Raw genomic sequence first — 19,664 nt, forward strand, 5'->3', positions numbered from 1 at the left:
AAAGTAGTACACCATTTAACAGAGTGTATAATGCAATCAAATTTGTTAAAAAGTAAAATGTACATAAAGTTCTAATTTTTCAGTTAATTTGAATATCTTAGATTATAAAACATCTAGTATTCATCCTAGTAACCACTTTTTTAGCTGTAAGCGTTTTCTATAAAAAAATATCAAGGGGGGCATTTCCGATGTCAGATCAAGTGAAAATTGGTCTTATTCAAGCTTCGAACGATGTAGATGGAAACCAACCAGTCGAGGTTCACAAAGAAAAAGCCGTTGAAAAACATATAAAGCTAGTAAGAGAGGCTAAGGCAAAAGGGGCACAAATTATCTGCTTGCAAGAGATCTTTTATGGGCCATACTTTTGTTCTGAACAAAACACGAAATGGTATGATGCAGCCGAAGAAATCCCTAATGGCCCTACAACAAGGCGCTTTCAAGAGTTAGCAAAAGAATTAGAGGTTGTTATCGTTTTACCAATCTATGAAAGAGAAGGTATCGCTACCTACTATAATACAGCTGCTGTTATAGACGCAGATGGATCCTATCTAGGAAAATACCGAAAGCAACACATTCCTCATGTTGGTGTAGGGAATGATGGGTATGGATTTTGGGAAAAATTCTATTTCAAACCTGGTAATTTAGGATATCCAGTGTTTGATACAGCTTTTGCAAAAGTAGGTGTCTATATTTGTTATGATCGTCACTTCCCTGAAGGTGCTAGAATACTAGGTTTAAAGGGTGCTGAGGTTGTATTCAATCCTTCGGCGACAGTAGCAGGGCTTTCTGAATACTTATGGAAGCTTGAGCAACCAGCACATGCTGTAGCGAATGGATACTTTCTTGGCGCGATAAACCGTGTAGGGTTTGAAGGCCCTTGGAATATGGGTGAATTTTACGGACAATCATATTTGGTTGACCCACGAGGCAATTTTGTAGCCATGGGAAGCCGAGATCAAGATGAAGTGATTATTGGCGAAATGAATAAAAAGATGATTCGAGAGGTTCGTGATACATGGCAATTTTACCGCGATCGCCGTCCTGAGACATATCAAGAAATGACGTCCTTATTACCATAATTTAGATCCTACAGGGCTTTACATACATGAGAATGGTAAAGGCCCTGTCTTTTTATTTTAGCTCTCATTCCTATGAATCTACTAAAGGAGGTATTAATGGTGAATAACGGAAACCAAGCTAGAATTTCATTTGATAATTTAGCTAAGAACTTTCAAGAAGTGCATCCAGGGTTAACAAAACAAGAAGCGATAGAAGAAGCAAATCGCTGTCTATATTGCTATGATGCTCCCTGTATTCAGGCTTGCCCGACGGGGATTGATATCCCGACTTTTATAAAAAAGATTTCATCAGGTAATGTCAAAGGTTCTGCAAAGACCATTATGACAGCCAATCCAATTGGGGCAAGCTGTGCTCGAGTATGTCCAACCGAAGAATTATGCGAAGGTGCATGTGTTTTAAATCATTCAACCAAGCCAATCATGATTGGAAATTTACAGCGGTATGCAACTGACTGGGCTATTCAAAATGAGCAGGTTTTGTTCAAGCCTGGTCGGAAGAACGGGAAATCAGTTGCCGTTGTTGGTGGAGGACCAGCTGGCTTATCTGCTGCTAGAGAGCTTGGTTTACTAGGCTATGATGTGACCATTTTTGAAGCAGAAGAACAAGCGGGTGGATTAAACACGTACGGTATAGTTTCGTTTAGATTGCCACAGCAGATTTCATTCTGGGAAGTAAACCAAGTAAAAAGCTTGGATGTGAAAATTCAAACAAATACTAGAGTTGGCGTAGACATTTCGGTTGAAGAGATTCTAAATAACTACCATTTTGTGATTCTAGCCGTTGGAATGTCAAGTGTACCTAATCTTGGTATTCCAGGTGAAGAATTAAATGGAGTCTACGATGCGATAGAGTTTGTTAAAAATACAAAAACAACACCAATCTCAGATCAATTTTTAAACAAAAAAGTAGTGGTTATTGGTGCTGGTAATACAGCAATCGATGGTGCAACCTGTTCCGTACGTCTCGGAGCTGAAAATGTCAAAATCCTTTACAGACGAACAGTCGAGGAAATGACGGCTTATGATTTTGAATACGAATTCGCAAAACAAGATGGTGTTGAATTCAGATGGTTAACGGCTCCGACTCGAATTGTTGGTAATGAGCAAGGTCAAGTGAGAGCCATCGAATGTATCAAGATGACATTAACTGAGCCAGGTAAAGATGGTCGTAGGCGTCCTGTGCCTATTGAGGGCTCTGAATTCACGCTTGAAGTAGATGCGGTAATTAAGGCAATCGGTCAATCCAGATATGTGGAGTTGCTTGAAAAATTCCAGCTTGAACACTCAGGCGGTGTTGTGAAAATTGATCAGAATACGTATCAAACCTCAAATGAAAAGGTGTTTGCTTGTGGAGATGTTATTTTTGGAAAGGGTCAGGGTGAGGCCATGGTCGTTTCTGCAGCTCAACAAGGCAAAGAGACCGCTTATGCAATTCATAAACTATTATCAAAACAATCGGTAGAAACAGCATAATCACTAAATAGAACGGAGGTAAGAGAATGGCAGATTTAAGTATTAATTTAGCAGGCATAAAATCACCCAATCCTTTTTGGTTAGCTTCTGCTCCTCCAACAAATTCAGGGTATCAGGTTCAACGAGCGTTTGAAGCTGGTTGGGGAGGAGCTGTTTGGAAAACACTAGGCGAGCCAATTCTAAACGTGTCATCCCGTTTTGCTGCGGTAAGCTTTAATGGCCAAAAAGTTGCAGGATTTAATAATATAGAGCTCATTACTGATAGACCACTAGAGGTAAATCTAAAGGAAATTTATGAAACGAAGAAACGATTTCCAAACCATGCGATCATTGCATCGCTAATGGTTGAGCCAAAACAGGAAAAGTGGCATGAGATTGTAAAACGAGTTGAAGATGTTGGAGTTGATGGTCTAGAGCTAAACTTTGGATGTCCACATGGGATGGCTGAAAGAGGAATGGGCTCTGCTTCTGGGCAAGTACCAGAACTTGTTGAAAAACAAACCTACTGGGTTAAAGAAGCAGCTAAAACACCTGTAATTGTTAAGCTCACTCCAAATATTACGGATATTACTGTAACGGCAGAGGCAGCAGCAAGAGGTGGTGCGGACGCGATCAGTATGATTAATACAATTAATAGTTTAGCAGGAGTCGATATCAATACGTGGGACACGATTCCACATGTTGGTGGAAAAGGGGCTCATGGTGGATATTGTGGTCCAGCAGTTAAGCCTATTGCTCTTCACATGGTTGGAGACTGTGCAAGAAATCCGAGAATTAATATCCCAATCTCAGGGATTGGTGGAATATCAAACTGGCAAAATGTTGTTGAATTTATGTTAATGGGTGCAACCGGGGTTCAGGTGTGTACAGCGGTTATGCACCATGGATTTAGGATTGTTGAGGATATGATAGAAGGATTAAATAATTATCTTGATGAAAAAGGTCTTACTTCAGCCATGGACTTAGTCGGTAAATCAGTAACTAAATACTCAGACTGGGGCGATTTAGATCTGAATTATAAAATCGTAGCCCGAATTAACAATGATGTTTGTATTAACTGCAATAAGTGTCACATAGCCTGTGAAGACACGTCACATCAGTGTATTGATATGTTGAAGGATGGCAATGGCTACAATATTTTGAAGGTAAGAGAAGAAGATTGTGTTGGCTGTAACTTATGCTCAATTGTGTGTCCGGTCGATGGTGCAATCGATATGGTTGAGATACCGAATGAACTCCCACCTATGACCTGGAACGAACGTCAAGCTGTATTAGGAACTGTTTCTTGTAGTACCGAAACGGTGAAAAAATAAATAGCTGTTAAGGAGGGTAAACATGAAGAAGATTATCAAAAACGGTACCATCGTTACGGCAACAGAAACGTATCAAGCGGACATTTTAATAGAAAATGGGGTTATTAGCTTACTAGGTCAAAATCTGACTGAACAAGGAGCAGAGGTCGTTGATGCAAATGGTTGCTACGTGTTTCCAGGTGGAATTGATCCCCACACTCACCTCGAAATGCCTTTTGGAGGTACGGTAACCAAGGATGATTTTGAAACAGGTACAATTGCTGCTGCATTTGGAGGAACAACGACGATCATTGACTTTTGCTTATCAACAAAAGGTGAACCTTTGAAAAATGCGATTGATGTATGGCATAAAAAGTCAAAAGGTAAAGCAGTTATCGATTATGGATTTCATTTAATGATTGGTGAAGTCAACGAATCGGTCCTAAATGAATTACCATTGGTTATTAATGAGGAAGGAATTACATCATTTAAAGTATTTATGGCTTACAAAAATGTTCTTCAAGCAGATGATGACACGCTATTCCAAACCCTACTTGCGGCTAAGGAACTCGGTGCGCTTGTTATGGTGCACGCTGAAAATGGAGACGTTATTGATTACTTAGTAAAAAAAGCATTGAGAGAAGGAAACACAGACCCAATCTACCATGCTCTTACAAGGCCACCTGAAATTGAGGGCGAAGCAACGGCTAGAGCAGCAACCTTAACAGGTCTAGCAAACTCTCAATTATATGTTGTACATGTATCCTGCGCAGATGCTGCTCGAAAAATTGCAGAAGCAAGAGCAAACGGTGTTGAAGTATGGGGAGAAACTTGCCCACAGTACTTGGTATTAGATATATCTTACCTTGAAAAACCGAATTTTGAAGGTGCTAAATATGTTTGGTCACCGCCACTACGTGAGAAATGGAATCAAGAAGAGTTATGGAAAGCATTAAAAACAGGACAGCTTCAAACGGTTGGTTCTGACCAGTGTTCATTTGATTTTAAAGGACAAAAAGAATTAGGAAGAGGAGACTTTTCAAAAATTCCAAACGGAGGACCAATTATCGAGGATCGCTTTAGCATTTTATTTTCAGAAGGTGTTAAAAAAGGAAGAATTTCCTTAAATCAGTTTGTTGATATTACATCAACAAGGATTGCAAAGCTATTTGGATTATACCCAAGAAAAGGAACCATTGCCGTAGGGGTTGATGCGGACCTAGTTATTTTTGATCCGAATGTGGAAAGAACTATTTCTGCCAAAACACATCATATGGCTGTAGATTATAGTGCTTTTGAAGGGATGGAAGTGACCGGTGAACCTGTCACAGTGCTCTCAAGAGGGGAATTTGTTATTCGCGATAAACAGTTTGTAGGTACAGTTGGTGCAGGACAGTTTGTGAAACGAGCAAATTACGGACATTCGCTTGAGCCAAAAGAGAGCAAGTCCGTAACCCTTTAAATAAAGGATCAGTGGATGGTGTGTTCGAATACCTCCACTGATCTAAATGACCTTGCTGAATAAAGAAGTACGCATAAATTATTCAGAATATTAAAAATATTAAAGGGGTGTTTGTATGGAAAAAGGCGGGAATTATTTAAAGTCTCCAGATTTACTTCCCATTTCTCATGGTAACAGGAAGATTAGTGCTTTTGGATTCTCAGTCATTTGGGTTGGGATGGCTGTTGTTTTAGCAGCCTTTGCTATTGGTGGTTCGGGCATTCAATCTCTACCTTTAGGCTGGGTAATTGCTGGCACACTTTTGGGTTCAGTCTTAATAGGTATTTTCATGACGATTATCGGGGATATAGGGGTTGAACACGGACTCTCTTTTCCAGTTTACATGAGGGCACCATTTGGAACGATTGGTACCCATATTCCTTCATTAGTTCGTGGAATTACAGCTTCCTGTTGGTTTGGAATTAATACCTATTTTGGTGCAACCGCGATGAATGCAATTTTAGCAACTCTCTTTGGCTTTGACAATTGGTTTATTTGTTTCCTTTTATTTGCAACAGTTCAATTAGTAAATACCGCATTAGGAATTAAGGCAGTTGAGCGCTTTGCTGATTTAGCAGCACCTATCATCATTCTAATCTCAGCTTGGATGTATGTTTCTTTATCGGATAAGGCTTTAGCTGAAGGCAGGGATGTATGGACGTGGGTTGAAAATCCAGTCACTGGTGGTGCAGCCTTTACCGCATTTATGGTTGTTGTTATGAGTAATATGGGATTCTGGGCTACTTTAGCTGCTGATATGCCATCTTTATCCCGATTCTTTAAAGCACCTAAAAACGAGCGCAACTGGTTTAGACGTAATAAAGCCCAATTAGCTGGTAGTGTAATCGCTATGCCTTTAACAAATACATTTATGGTTATCATTGGAGCAGTTTCTTATGTTGCGGTGATGAACTATGATCCCGTAGTTGGACTTCAACAAGCAGCAAGTGGATTTATTTTAGGTATTCTCCTTTTAATGATTGTGTTAGCACAGTGGTCAACAAATACTTCGGCAAATGTTATTCCTGCAGCGACAATATTCTCAAATGTAGGTGGACCAAGAGTTCCATTTTGGGCGGGTGTAATCCTTGCGGGTATTGTTGGAATTGTTGTTCAGCCTTGGAGCTTATTTGGAATTATTATCCCTGCTTTACTCGTTATTGGGGGTATTCTATCAGCTATCGTAGGGATTTTGTTTACTGATTATTATGTGCTTCGTAAAAGACGTGTAAATGTTCATGATCTTTACAAGGCAGATGGTCAGTTTAGATACATGAATGGGATAAATATAGCAGGTTTAATTTCATGGATTGTAGGAGGTTTTGCAGCGTACTGGTTATCTGCTTACTCTTTCTTTGTCGGGTTTGGCGTAGGGGCGATTATGTATTACGTGCTCTGCAAGTACTGGTATTTTAACAAGTATAAGCAAGCGGAAATTGAAGACCCGAGTGATGAAAAGTATTTAGGGATTACAGCAGGTAGGGATTGGGAAATAAGTTTAGATCCAGAGCCGGTTATAATTCCTGAAAGTGTGGATGTAAAAGTATAAAAATTTTGAGATAAAGGAGAAAAAAACAATGTCCGATTATCAACAATTTTTACAGGAACGAGACAGAATTGATTTTCTACTTCAAAACGATTATAAAATCACGAACATTACTGAAAACCTAAGTGGGGCTTTAGTCGATTTTGAAAACAAAGAAAAGGAAAAAGAAACGCTACACATCCAAACGGCAGAAGCTCGGAAGTATTTCTCAGTTATGTTAATCAAACAAACCAAAGAAGCCTAAAGGAGGAGCATATGTGGGATTCTTCGTGAAATTTAAATCGAAAATTAACCATGAAGAGTTGGTAAACAACAATCTTAGAAATGGTAACACACCCTTTGAAGTGATCAAGTGGATGAAAGCTTTTTGGCAGTCCGAAGACTTTTATGACAAAGAGAAGTTCAACGGAATGATTCAAGAGTACGATGCATATTATCCAAATGAATAGTTCTTACTTTAGAAACTGGTAAGCTACTAAATAGCTTACCAGTTTTTCTGTTATCTGAAAAATTAGATAATTCAAAGCGTTTGTATTATAATTAACTATAATTCTTTAATTTATGTATAAGGGAGACGAAACTTTGAAATCTTATCTCATGGTTAAGGATATTTTAGAAAGAAAACATTTTGAGAACATAGAAGTGATTGCGGGGAAAGAGGGACTGGGCCGATTAGTAAAATGGGTCCATGTTGTCGAGGTTATAAATATTCGTAAACTATTAAATGGAAGTGAACTAATCCTTTCAACAGGTGTTGCATGGAAGGACAACCATGACATCTTTCTTTCTCTTGTCCAGCAGTTAATTGATTCAGACGCAGCTGGCCTATGTATTGAAATCGGTACCTTCACATCCACTATTCCAGAGCTGGTCATTGACCTAGCAAATCAAGCACACTTTCCAATTATTCTATTTCATCATGAAGTTCCATTTGTCGAAATTACTCAAGACATTCACACACTCCTCATCCACCGTCAATATCAGATGATATCAGACTTGGAAAGCTACTCACAGGCTCTAAATAAGAAGCTCTTGACTATCGATAATTATATTGAGATTCTAAAATTCATTCACCAGTATCTACAGGTACAAGTGATTCTACTATTTAGTAATGAGGAAGTTCAGTTTTTACCTGAAATCAGTAGTAGTAATGAACGAAAATTACTCTTAAAATCTATTGAAAAAAAGGATAGTACGCTTTACTCGATCGAAAGAAATCCAGTTCAACTATTAGGTGATAATTATGCCGAGTTGATTATTTGCTCTGATGAAAGAGTCTTAACAGAATTTGACCACCTAATATTAGACAGGACTGCAACAGCACTTGCTCAGTTATTATTACGGGAACTTTATGTAGAAGAAAAGAGAAGAATGGAAGAGACCGAGTGGCTTAATGGGTGGATTGAAGGTATACATACAGAAGAAGAGATCAGAGAATACCTTTCTTATTTTAATCCGAAGTTTAAAACAAAAGGAGCCGTTGTTTGTTTAATTAAACTTGAGTCATTCGAACAATATTCTTCAGCGGATATAACTTATTTTAAACTTTTTGTTAGATCGATATTCGAACAACAGGGGTTCAGTTTGTTTGCGATTGAAAAGAGAAACACATTGATTTTCATCTTTTTAAATGAAAGAGGTAGTTCCACCTGGAAAAAAAGATTCAAGCAAGGCATGGAAAGAGTATGTAATGTAAAATCGCAAATAGGTGAACAAAAGAAAAAAATAGCCATCGGAAAATATGTAGAAGACATTACAGCCATTCATTCAAGCTATCAAACTTCACTAGAAACCATCCGAATCCAAGAACGCATTGGAAACAAAGCTGAAAGCCACTTTTACGACGACCTTCACATTTACCGTATCATCTCACAACTAAATCGCCACTTAGACCTACACGAAATTGTCCTAGAATACCTTGAACCAATTATTGCTTATGATAAAAAATACAATGGAAAGCTCATGGAAACGTTAAAAATCTATTTATCCTGCAATGGCTCAAAACAAGAGACAGCCAAAAGACTCTATATTGTAAGGCAAACTCTCTATCATCGAATTCAAAAACTAGAAAAACTACTTGGCCCGGATTTTATGAATCATGAAAAGCGATTAACGATCGAATTTATGATTTATTCGTATGAATATTTAGTAGCTGCAAGGAAAGCGACGGAAGTGGAGCGGGAGGCTTACTGATGAGTTAGGATTATGGGTTGTTTTTGGAAGGATATTACAATACTTTCTTTGAAGGGTAAAATACTTAATTAATTCGATAAAATACTTAACTATTACTAATAAATACTTAACAACATTTATAAAATACTTTCAAAACTCAGCAATTTACTTAATTAAGAACGAATTACACAACTATAGAGAATGTAACGTAACCATATTTAACTATTAACCTACTTACCCACCTAAGTAGGTTTCTTCTTTAATCAGATTGTTGAATAACCCCCACCACTTATTTTACAAAATGTCTAATGAATGCATGTTTAAAATGAGCGATAATTAACATAGATTAGTATAATAAGAAATACAGACAAGTAAGAGGAGGCTTCTATATGACTGTAACTAAAAATGAGACAGTGGTTCTACGAAACTATATTAATGGAGAATGGGTTGAAGCAACAAGTACTGAAACACTTGAGGTTCCAAATCCAGCAACTGGTGAAATTCTAGCAAGAGTCCCAATTTCTACAAAAAAAGATGTAGACTTAGCGGTTAAAGCAGCTTCCGACGCTTTTAAAACATGGAGAGATACACCGGTTCCGAAAAGAGCGAGAATCCTCTATAAGTATCACTACCTGTTAACTGAAAATCATGAAAAGCTAGCTCAACTCATTGTTCAAGAAAATGGAAAGTCATATAAAGAAGCTCATGGAGAGGTGCAAAGAGGGCTAGAGTGTGTTGAGTTTGCAGCAGGTGCTCCAACATTAATGATGGGCGAAACATTAGCTAACATTGCTGAGGATATCGATTCTGAAATGTTCAGGTTTCCTTTAGGTGTTGTTGGCGGAATTACGCCATTTAACTTCCCAATGATGGTCCCAATGTGGATGTTCCCACTAGCGATTGCGTGTGGAAATACTTTCGTTCTTAAACCTTCAGAACGTACACCGATTTTAGCAAACGAGCTTGCTAGATTGTTTACAGAAGCTGGTGCTCCAAAAGGGGTATTTAACATCGTCCATGGTGCACATGATGTTGTAAATGGACTTTTAGATCACCCTGAAGTGAAAGCGATATCATTTGTTGGCTCACAACCAGTTGCAAAATACGTTTACGAAAGAGCAGCTGCTCAAGGTAAACGTGTTCAGGCCCTTTCAGGTGCAAAAAATCATCACATTGTTATGCCTGATGCCGATATGGAAAAAGCGGTAGCTAATATCATTAGCTCAACGTTTGGAAGTGCTGGGCAACGTTGTATGGCTTGCAGTGCAGTGATTGTTGTTGGTGATGGTGACAAGTTTGTTGAAGCACTTAAAAATAAGGCAGATGACCTGATTATCGGAAATGGAATAGACGATGAAGTTCTTCTTACTCCAGTTATTAGAGATTCTCACCGTCAAAAGGTGTTAGGGTATATTGAAAAAGGGCTAGAAGAAGGCGCAACACTTTTAAGAGATGGTCGAGTGGATATGCAGAAAATGCAAGAAGGAAATTTCCTTGGGGCAACGATTTTTGATCATGTTACACCAGAAATGACAATTGCAAAAGACGAAATTTTTGCACCTGTACTAAGCCTTCTTCGTGCAAATGATCTTGATGAAGGGCTTGAATTTATTCGTAAGTCACGCTATGGAAATGGAGCAACAATTTACACGAAAGATGCAAGAGCAGTTAGACAATTTAGACAAGAAGCCGATGCTGGAATGCTAGGAATCAATGTAGGAGTACCTGCAACAATGGCCTTTTTCCCATTCTCAGGCTGGAAGGATTCTTTTTATGGAGACCTTCATGTAAACGGAAAAGATGGAGTAAACTTCTTTACTCGTAAAAAAATGATTACATCACGTTTTGATTATTAATACACTGTTGTAAAAGGGGAGTATCCCTATCAAGAACTCTCCTCGTGTTTTTGTCCGATTTTCATGAATGGAAAGGGGAAAGACGTGATGACAAAAATGAAACAAGGTAACGACATCCTTTCAAAGGATAAAGATTATGTATGGCATTCGATGAAGCCTTATAACCCGGATGGGACAATGGTTGTTGAGAAAGCAGATGGATCGTGGGTAACGGATCATACGGGAAAGCGATACCTAGACGGAATGGCTGGTTTATGGTGTGTAAACATAGGTTATGGCAGAACAGAGCTTGCCGAAGCAGCTTATGAGCAATTAAAGGAAATGGCCTATTATCCGCTGACGCAAAGCCATAACCCTGCAATTAAACTAGCTGAAAAGCTCAACGAAATGTTAGGAGAGGAATATGTTATTTTCTTCTCGAATAGTGGTTCTGAAGCAAATGAAACCGCATTTAAGATTGCTAGACAATATCATCAGCAAAGAGGAGAAGGGTCTCGTTATAAGTTTATTTCCAGATACCGTTCCTATCATGGGAACTCAATGGGTTCACTTGCTGCTACTGGTCAGGCACAACGAAAGTTTAAGTATGAACCACTAGCACCGGGATTTATTCACGTTGCTCCACCTGATTCATATCGTAACCCTGAAAACGATAACACAAAGCCAACCGAATTGAACTCAGTCCAAGACATAGATCGTGCCATGACATGGGAGTTAAGTGAAACCATTGCAGGTGTCATTATGGAACCTATTATCACTGGAGGTGGTATTTTAATACCTCCTGATGGATACATGAAAGGGGTTAAAGAAGTTTGTGAAAAGCATGGAGCACTGCTCATTGTGGATGAGGTTATTTGTGGCTTTGGAAGAACTGGAAAACCATTTGGTTTCATGAACTATGGCGTAACACCTGATATCATCACAATGGCTAAGGGGATTACAAGTGCTTACTTACCTTTATCAGCCACTGCTGTGAAAAAGGAAATCTATGAATCATTTAAAGGGACAGAGGAATACGATTATTTCCGTCATATAAACACATTTGGCGGTAATCCTGCGGCATGTGCACTAGCCTTGAAGAATCTTGAAATCATGGAAAATGAGAATCTTTTTGCCCGCTCAAAGACACTTGGGGAGCGACTAAAAACAAGCTTAGCAACCAATATACAAGACCATCCCTATGTAGGGAATGTAAGAGGTAAAGGTTTACTTGTAGGGATTGAACTTGTAAAAGACAAAAGCACAAAGGAACCACTGGAAGTGGAGCTTGTTAACAAAGTCATTGCTGGCTGCAAACAAAAAGGCTTAATCATTGGTAAGAATGGTGCTACGGTTGCTGGATTCAACAATGTCTTATCGATTTCTCCTCCATTAAATATTCTAGAAGAAGATCTAAAGTTTATCGTAAAAACAGTAACAGAAGAGGTTACTGCTCTATAAAGTAAGAACTAATCCCAAATCAACATACGATTTGGGATTATTTATTTTCTATTTCAAAATCAAGGTCCAATCTACCTATTAACTGTTACAATTCTTTTACTTAATTATAACAAATTCACTTACTTTCGACTTGTTTTGATGTTTTGGGGCAAAAATCGACAAGATTGTAGTATAATAAGTTTGCTAGAATTTAGATTCAGTTAATGGAGGCAAAATAGTATGGGTTTGGCTTTAACAATTTTATTCGGCTTTGCAATGTTGTTACTTATCTTTTCATTTGTACGAATGAAACAATTAGCGAAAAAAGAGAAAAAAGAAATAGATTTAGTGTCCATTCAGTTAATGGAAGAGATTAATAGACTTGGAAATCAAGTTCGTAATCTTGAGCTTGATGCAGAAATATTTGCAAAAGAGGTTGGAATTCAAACTACTTCATCAAGCAAGCGTGTTGTCATAAGAGAAGTTTTAGATATGTATAAACGAGGGTATTCACTCGAAGGGATCTCTGCACAAAAAGATTTATCTATAAACGAAATTCAACAATTACTTTCTCCTTATGTAGCTCTTGATGGAAGGAGAAAAGTTGCAAATGAATCCTAAAATGATAATAAGCTTTGCAGCAGGACTGATTGTTTCGACAGGTGTATGTGGTGCAGTATATTACGCTGAGCCTAATACTGAAAAAAGTGTGGTTGAGTCGACAATTGGCGTAACTGAAGACGAGATGAAAAAGCAACTTACCACTAAAGGCTATGTCGTTTTGTCTGATGAAGAGTGGCAACAAATCACAGGTCCTAAGGAAGTAGAAGGAGAAGAGTCTACAAAAGAGGAATCTGGAGAAACGGAACAAAAAGAGAATTCGACCAAAGAGGATACGAAAAAGAAAACACCCGAAGTTACCAAGACAACAGTCACTGTTGCAGACGGTATGACAAGTATTGATGTTGGTAAAGCCCTTCAACAAGCAGGTTATATTGAAAATGCCTTTAATTTTACTAAAATCGTAGAGGATAGAGGTTTAGCTAATAAGCTACGTCCTGGTACTTACGAAGTTAATAGTGGTATGTCAATTGATCAGCTTCTAGCTACATTCTTTAAATAATGAAAAAGCGAACAGACAAAATACACTGTTCGCTTTTATGTTTTACAAAAACTCCGCATTCTTCGTAAATTTTCGTCTTAATTTCTGAGCAATGTTCGCCCGAGATTTATTTAAACTTTCCAATTTCCTTTATGACAACTTTTGCTTCTGTATTTACTTTTACTGTAGGAAAAACCTCGTGCCAATCGAGACTTTTCCATTCTTCGTAAGTAATAGCATTTCTAACGAATTTACCAATTCCAATGCTATCCACTTTATTTTCTTGCATAGTAGCAATCAATTTTCCTACTTCAGTTTTCACATAGTACGATAAATCTTCTTCAAGTTTTGCTCTGTCTTTGTCGTCGGAAATGGTCTTGTCACCAATATACTCTAAAACGGATCCTTCAACTTCAAGGGTTAAGCTTACCTCATAATGTCTATCCTGTATTTTTTTCGCTCGAATTTTTCGGTTGCCTATGACAGCGGTGAGCATAACTAATTCTTGGTTTTCTTCACCTTCGTTTAACTTTATATTCAAGTTCCCTCCGCTTATATCTTTATAAGAGAGGACAAACAGTGTACCTTTTTCTGGACTGATTTTTGTGATATATTTATCGTCTTGAAAGAGGGCGATACCCGCTACGACAATATTATCTCCCTCGTTTTTTAACATGGGCATAACAGGATCAATGCCATCATCGAAATAATCTCTAGTAAAGTGATATACAGTTACCCTGGGTATTGCGTTGCCATTGACCGATTGCTCTAAGAGATTACTTATATAATCACCGGTTCTTGGTCTAGCTTTATAATGCTGATTAACAACTTCATATGCATCTTGGTTTGCTATGATAAGCCTAACAGTTTGGCCTATTGCTGGATCTCTGACTAACGTATCAATATGAGGCCACAATCCACCCTTAGCAAGTGCTTCACCAAAGAGTGAATTTTGTAATTGACCACTCACAATTTGACGATTTGTCATTGCTGCAAATTTACTTCGTGCATCCTTACTACTAGCAGCTGTTGTTACTAAAAGTTCTCGGTCTTCTTTTACCCTCTCTGAGGTAACTGGTATTGATACAGACACCTTCAACTTTGGGTTCTTTGAGTACTTCTCACCATCATCTGCAAGATCATAGGTTACGGTATGAATCATCCCTAAATCTTCAAGAATGTGTTGGTCTGAACATCCAGTAAGGAATAGAATAAACACGAGGAAAAAGAATCTATACACTGACATCCTTACCTTTCCTCTTCATTTTCTGAATAAATAAAGCCGAAAGTACTATTAGAGGTAATACAAATGCAATCACTGTTTCAATGTAGGCAAGGTTAGTTAACCATAAATCAACCTCTGTGATAACCCTCGGGAAAAATGCGATTATAAATGTAAAAATAATGATACTTAAACTAATCATTTTCTCATTTGATCTTTTAAAAATACGCTTTAAGGCTTGCTTGGCAGCCCAAAAATATAATACGGTAGTGACAATCGTTTTGAGGAAAAATGTTGTAAATAAAATGTTTTCAATTCTAGCCATAAAGGGAAGTTGAATAAATGCTAATAAATCAAGAACTGGATATAACATATGTGCCAGCTGTTGATAGCTATAAAAACCAAAACATACGATCATAACAGTGAGGTAGACGAAGGTTGTAACTAGGTTTCCGATATACACTGAGCGTATTAGCTTTGATTCCTTTGTGACATAAGGAAAAAATAGAATGGCCAGTTCATATCCTAAGAATGCACTATATCCATCAAGAAGTCCTTTAACCCAATCTGTTCCACCTTGAAGGAAAAAGGTAGTATAGCGCGATAGTTCAATTTCTGGTATATGAAAAACCTCTAAGAAGACAATCCAAACTGTAAGCATGAAGATAATCGTGGATGCCTTGGAAATATTGTATAATCCTTTTATTAATAAGAGAAAAGCCAGTACATCCATGGCAAATTTAAACATCATCGGATTAGTTGTCGGAAATGAGAGCATTTGAAAAAGTAGAATGTATTTTTTTCCAACCATACATCCAAGAATGGACCATACAACAGCAAGACCTATATAAAAGGGATATAATACTATTTTTGAAAAAGTATCTTCTAACACAACCCAAATAGAAGTACCCTTACTGTATTTGTAGGCCAAAGAAATAACAAAGATATTTACCATAACTATACTTGAAAGAAATAAAGTAACCATCCAGCCATTTGTACCAAAGTGTTCTGCTAGTAGTCCGGGCAAGCTAAACAGCACAACTCCAGATTGGATTTGGTATGTTAGAAGAATGATATGAAAGCTACTTAATGATTCTTTAACAGGGTTTAGCATACCTTTATCTCCTCATCTTGTTCCTATTCGGGTTATCTGATTTTGATAAAACAGGACGTTTTCGTAAGGCCCATAATGGACCACGGACGAATGTGTCCAACCATTCTTTTTTATAAAATGGAGCAATAGGGGTTACATAAGAAGTTCCCACGTTCGTTACCCCACTGAGGTGAATTATTAAAAAAGCAATTCCAACAACAATCCCGAAATTACCCCATAGACCAGCTAAGAGGATGAATCCAAATCGTATTAAACGGATAGAAGCACTCATGATATAGCTTGGAATTACAAATGATGCGATGGCAGATATTGCAACTGCAATAATTAAAATATTGGAAGTGAAGCCAGCATCCACTGCTGCCTGCCCAATAACAATCCCACCAACGATACCGATTGTTTGTCCAATCTTCGTCGGCAGTCTTGCACCTGCCTCCCTTAATAACTCAATTGTGACTTCTAAGAGAAGAGCTTCATAAATAGGAGGAAAAGGAACTCTACTCCGGGATTCAGCTAATGAAATTAATAAAGTATCAGGAATGATTTCATAATGATAGGTAGTTGCAGATACATATAATGCTGTAAATAGTATAGTGATAATAAATGCAAAAAAACGTAATAACCGAATAAAAGAACCTAGCCACCATCTTTGATAGTAATCATCAGGTGAAGCAAAAAATTCAAAAAAGCTTGTTGGTGCAATAAAGACCGATGGACTACCATCTACAATTCCAACTATACGGCCTGAAACTAATTTAGATGCAATCGTATCAGGTCTTTCTGTCGTTAGATATTGGGGGAAAATCGAGTTAGGATTCTCATCAATCATCTGAACAAACATATTTGTATCATGTATAGCATCCAGTTCAACCGATTTTATTCTCCCGATAACCTGATGAATTAAATCTGGATTAGCTACATCTTTTATATAGAGTAGATACACATCTGTTTTCGCAATCTCTCCAACTGAAAACTTTAGGACTTTCAGGTGTGAACTTTTTACTCTTCTACGTACGATTGAAAGGTTTGTCCCGATGCCCTCAACAAACGCATCATGTGGTCCAGTAATAACGGTTTCAGTTTCAGATTGAACAATGGCTCTTTCCTTAGGACCATAAATGTCTATGATGTAAGCATTCTTGTTCAAAAAAAGTAATGCTTTTCCATCTAAAATCTCGGATATGGCTTTTTTAGACTCAGCAACGGGTGTATATTGCCTCTCTGTTAACATTGTTTGAAGTTGGTCTAATGAAAATGTTGAGCATGGCATTAAAACAGACTGTTTTAGTTTTTTATAATCAACTAAATGATCAAAATAAAATACATGAACTTGATTGTGAGGGTAGGTTCTGTGCACTAAGTCGCCACAATCCTGAAATTCATTAATAATGTGATCAACTGTTGGATACATTGTTTCCTTAGGACTAATCGCTACGTTTTCCGTTGTCCTGCTATTTCCTTCGTCAGTACTTTGTTCATCTGGAAACTCTCTCATATATGCACCCCCTTATGTTTAGCATTCTTTAGAAGGTGGTAAGTTATTCCTCTTTAAATAACTAAAGTTTATAATTCGCTTTAAATAATTTAAGACTCTACTGTTACTTTAGAAAAATGGTACAATATCTCCATATATAAAAGGGGGAGCTACTATGAATTTAAAAGAAGGTATGATTGAAGTAACAGGTGGAAAGGTATTTTATCAACTTCATGACAACGGTACCGAGAATACACCTGTAATTGTTTTACATGGTGGTCCAGGTTCTTCGCATTACTCTTTACAAGGGTTAAGAATTCTAGCAGAAGACCGACCTGTCATTTTTTATGATCAATTAGGATGTGGAAAATCTGATCGTCCAACAGATACTTCATTATGGACGCTAGACCGCTTTGTTGAGGAATTAAGTCAAATCCGTAACGCATTAAATCTTGAAGAATTTCATATATTAGGACATTCTTGGGGGACAACCTTAGCTGCAGCTTATTATTTACAAAAGCCTGAGGGTGTAAAGAGCATAATTTTCTCTAGTCCATGTCTAAGTGCACCATTATGGGCAGAAGACCAAGAAAAAAACCGAAAGCTATTACCGCAAGAAGTTCAAGAAATATTAACTAGATGTGAAGAAAATGGAACAACAGATTCAGAAGAGTATAAGGAAGCTACGAAAGTTTTTAATCAACACTTCGTATGCAGACTTGACCCATTCCCAGAGTTTCTAAAACAAGGTGCACATTTTAAAAATCCTGAAGTGTATAACATCATGTGGGGTCCTTCTGAATTTCATGTAACAGGGAACTTAAAAGACTTTGATTGCACAGGAGAGTTAAACAACATCGCTGTTCCAACTCTATATACATGTGGCCGATATGATGAAGCAACACCTAAATCTACGGAGTATTTTAGTTCTCTAACGCGAAATGGGAAGTTTCATGTTTTTGAACAAAGTGCACATATGCCGTATATCGAAGAACGTGAAGAGTATGTAAGAGTGATAGGCGGCTTTTTAAAGAATGTGGATTAATGTAAAAGGTTCTTCATTAGACTATATTCCTCTTTCTAGAGAGAGGGATGTGGTCTGAGAGACCTCTTTCACCATTTCGTCACATCTTTAATGCAGTGAAACCCCAATAATAAAACAACCAATTGTTAGATACTTTCTTTAGAGCAAAATAAAATGAAAGAAAATAGTTAAATATTTTTATTGAAAACGATTTCTACCTATAGTAGAATCCAAAGTAAGAGATATCCGAAACGTTTTGGAGGAGTTTCACAATGACAACAATTAAAGATATTGCAAAGGCTGCTGGAGTCTCCGTGACAACTGTTTCAAGAGCCCTAAACGGATATTCTGATGTAAATGAAAAAACAAGGCAGAAAATTATTGAGATATCAAAAGAATTAAAGTACAGTCCCAATACGTTGGCAAGAAGCCTTGTAATGAATAAGTCCAAAACAATTGGTTTACTTATTTCGGGCCTTAACCGAGGCAGTATAAAAGATAACTTTACATTCGAGGTTTTAGTAGGCTTAAATCAATATGTGGGTGAAACAGACTATGACCTTGTCATTTTTAGTACAACATCTTCAAAGCAACGTGAAAAGACTTATTCTGAACTATGTCGCGAACGAAGGGTAGACGGTGTTATAATTTCTGGAATTCGTACCGATGATCCTTATTTGAGGGAAGTTGTTGATAGCGAAATCCCTTGTGTCTTAATAGATATTCCGATACAGTCTGATTCCGTTGGCTATGTTACAACTGATAATGTCCAAGGAGTTAAAAAGGGAGTACAGCATTTAATTGAACTAGGTCACCGAAATATTGCGATGGTCAATGGACATGAGTACGCTTTTGTAAGCAGGCAAAGACTTGAAGGTTATTACCAAGCAATTGAGGGTGCTGGAATACCAATAAACCCTAAATGGGTCACCAATGGTGACTTTGAAGAAAAGAAAGCCGAAGAACAGGCACTTGAACTATTATCAACTTACCCTGAGATTTCAGCCATATTGTGTGCAAGTGATTTGATGGCAATGGGGGTAATAAAGGCTGCTAAACAACTAGGTAAGAAAGTTCCTGAAGAACTTTCCATTGTAGGTTATGATGATATTATTCTCGCAGAACACATTACACCAGCTTTAACAACTATTGCCCAAGACAAGGTACAAATGGGTTTTGAAGCGGCAAAGTTATTAATAAACATGCTTGAGAATGATAATGAACCACATACGATAACGCTACCAACAGAGTTAAAAATCAGGGAAACAACGAGTACTCTAAGGAAATGAAAAGAATCATTTGATTCTTTTGCATAAAATCCGAAACGTTTTGGTAGACATAACATGACGAAATGCGATATTTTTTTCAAGTTCGACCAAAACGTTTCGGAAAA

At 37.6% G+C, this 19,664-nt stretch carries 17 protein-coding genes; 14 read left to right on the top strand and 3 right to left on the bottom strand.

Annotated features, from left to right (window positions below; genetic code table 11):
• The first annotated feature begins 188 nt into the window (after nucleotides 1–188).
• The 12 genes from J2Z26_RS05105 to J2Z26_RS05160 all read left to right on the top strand — a co-directional run bounded on the left by J2Z26_RS05105 (nucleotide 189) and on the right by J2Z26_RS05160 (nucleotide 13,461).
• Entirely contained in the window at nucleotides 189–1,079 is an 891-nt protein-coding gene (locus J2Z26_RS05105) for a nitrilase-related carbon-nitrogen hydrolase (RefSeq protein ID WP_193536173.1), read from the top strand.
• 96 nt (nucleotides 1,080–1,175) lie between these two features.
• Nucleotides 1,176–2,552 (top strand): NAD(P)-dependent oxidoreductase, encoded by a 1,377-nt coding sequence (locus J2Z26_RS05110; RefSeq protein ID WP_193537313.1) that lies wholly within the window; start codon nucleotides 1,176–1,178, stop codon nucleotides 2,550–2,552.
• 26 nt (nucleotides 2,553–2,578) lie between these two features.
• Nucleotides 2,579–3,865, top strand: coding sequence for an NAD-dependent dihydropyrimidine dehydrogenase subunit PreA (gene preA / locus J2Z26_RS05115; protein ID WP_193536175.1), 1,287 nt, complete (start codon nucleotides 2,579–2,581; stop codon nucleotides 3,863–3,865).
• A 22-nt stretch (nucleotides 3,866–3,887) separates the two neighbouring features.
• Entirely contained in the window at nucleotides 3,888–5,306 is a 1,419-nt protein-coding gene (gene hydA / locus J2Z26_RS05120; protein WP_193536177.1) for a dihydropyrimidinase, read from the top strand.
• A gap of 115 nt (nucleotides 5,307–5,421) precedes the next feature.
• Nucleotides 5,422–6,894 (top strand): NCS1 family transporter, encoded by a 1,473-nt coding sequence (locus tag J2Z26_RS05125; protein WP_193536179.1) that lies wholly within the window; start codon nucleotides 5,422–5,424, stop codon nucleotides 6,892–6,894.
• Nucleotides 6,895–6,922: 28 nt separating this feature from the next.
• Nucleotides 6,923–7,135: a hypothetical protein gene (locus J2Z26_RS05130; RefSeq protein WP_193536181.1), complete on the top strand. Its 213-nt coding sequence runs from the start codon at nucleotides 6,923–6,925 to the stop codon at nucleotides 7,133–7,135.
• A gap of 13 nt (nucleotides 7,136–7,148) precedes the next feature.
• Nucleotides 7,149–7,340: a hypothetical protein gene (locus J2Z26_RS05135; RefSeq protein ID WP_193536183.1), complete on the top strand. Its 192-nt coding sequence runs from the start codon at nucleotides 7,149–7,151 to the stop codon at nucleotides 7,338–7,340.
• A gap of 112 nt (nucleotides 7,341–7,452) precedes the next feature.
• On the top strand, nucleotides 7,453–9,084 hold the full coding sequence (locus tag J2Z26_RS05140; protein WP_406565553.1) for a PucR family transcriptional regulator: 1,632 nt from the start codon (nucleotides 7,453–7,455) through the stop codon (nucleotides 9,082–9,084).
• A gap of 368 nt (nucleotides 9,085–9,452) precedes the next feature.
• Complete coding sequence (locus J2Z26_RS05145) at nucleotides 9,453–10,919, top strand: CoA-acylating methylmalonate-semialdehyde dehydrogenase (RefSeq protein WP_193536187.1); 1,467 nt, start codon at nucleotides 9,453–9,455, stop codon at nucleotides 10,917–10,919.
• A gap of 87 nt (nucleotides 10,920–11,006) precedes the next feature.
• Nucleotides 11,007–12,359, top strand: coding sequence for an aspartate aminotransferase family protein (locus J2Z26_RS05150; RefSeq protein WP_193536189.1), 1,353 nt, complete (start codon nucleotides 11,007–11,009; stop codon nucleotides 12,357–12,359).
• A gap of 219 nt (nucleotides 12,360–12,578) precedes the next feature.
• The gene (locus tag J2Z26_RS05155) at nucleotides 12,579–12,959 is read left to right on the top strand and encodes a hypothetical protein (RefSeq protein ID WP_193536191.1); all 381 of its coding nucleotides are present in this window, start codon (nucleotides 12,579–12,581) and stop codon (nucleotides 12,957–12,959) included.
• Nucleotides 12,949–13,461, top strand: a complete 513-nt coding sequence (locus J2Z26_RS05160) for an MltG/YceG/YrrL family protein (RefSeq protein ID WP_193536193.1) — start codon at nucleotides 12,949–12,951, stop codon at nucleotides 13,459–13,461. The genes J2Z26_RS05155 and J2Z26_RS05160 overlap by 11 nt, the downstream gene beginning before the upstream one ends.
• Nucleotides 13,462–13,567: 106 nt before the next feature.
• On the opposite strand, the gene J2Z26_RS05165 is transcribed toward J2Z26_RS05160, so the two are convergent.
• Genes J2Z26_RS05165 through J2Z26_RS05175 form a run of 3 tightly spaced genes read right to left on the bottom strand, consistent with a single transcriptional unit; the run spans nucleotide 13,568 to nucleotide 17,268 of the window.
• Nucleotides 13,568–14,686, bottom strand: coding sequence for a Ger(x)C family spore germination protein (locus J2Z26_RS05165; protein ID WP_193536195.1), 1,119 nt, complete (start codon nucleotides 14,684–14,686; stop codon nucleotides 13,568–13,570).
• Nucleotides 14,673–15,776, bottom strand: coding sequence for a GerAB/ArcD/ProY family transporter (locus J2Z26_RS05170; RefSeq protein ID WP_193536197.1), 1,104 nt, complete (start codon nucleotides 15,774–15,776; stop codon nucleotides 14,673–14,675). Before J2Z26_RS05170 ends, J2Z26_RS05165 begins: the two co-directional genes overlap by 14 nt.
• Nucleotides 15,777–15,780: 4 nt before the next feature.
• Complete coding sequence (locus J2Z26_RS05175) at nucleotides 15,781–17,268, bottom strand: spore germination protein (RefSeq protein ID WP_193536199.1); 1,488 nt, start codon at nucleotides 17,266–17,268, stop codon at nucleotides 15,781–15,783.
• A gap of 154 nt (nucleotides 17,269–17,422) precedes the next feature.
• On the opposite strand from J2Z26_RS05175, the gene J2Z26_RS05180 reads away from it, so the two are divergent.
• Nucleotides 17,423–18,292: a proline iminopeptidase-family hydrolase gene (locus J2Z26_RS05180; RefSeq protein ID WP_193536201.1), complete on the top strand. Its 870-nt coding sequence runs from the start codon at nucleotides 17,423–17,425 to the stop codon at nucleotides 18,290–18,292.
• Nucleotides 18,293–18,543: 251 nt separating this feature from the next.
• The gene (locus tag J2Z26_RS05185) at nucleotides 18,544–19,560 is read left to right on the top strand and encodes a LacI family DNA-binding transcriptional regulator (protein WP_193536203.1); all 1,017 of its coding nucleotides are present in this window, start codon (nucleotides 18,544–18,546) and stop codon (nucleotides 19,558–19,560) included.
• The last annotated feature ends 104 nt before the right edge of the window (nucleotides 19,561–19,664 follow it).

The organism is Cytobacillus luteolus (assembly GCF_017873715.1).
In the GTDB taxonomy this organism is placed as follows: domain Bacteria; phylum Bacillota; class Bacilli; order Bacillales; family Bacillaceae_L; genus Bacillus_BV; species Bacillus_BV luteola.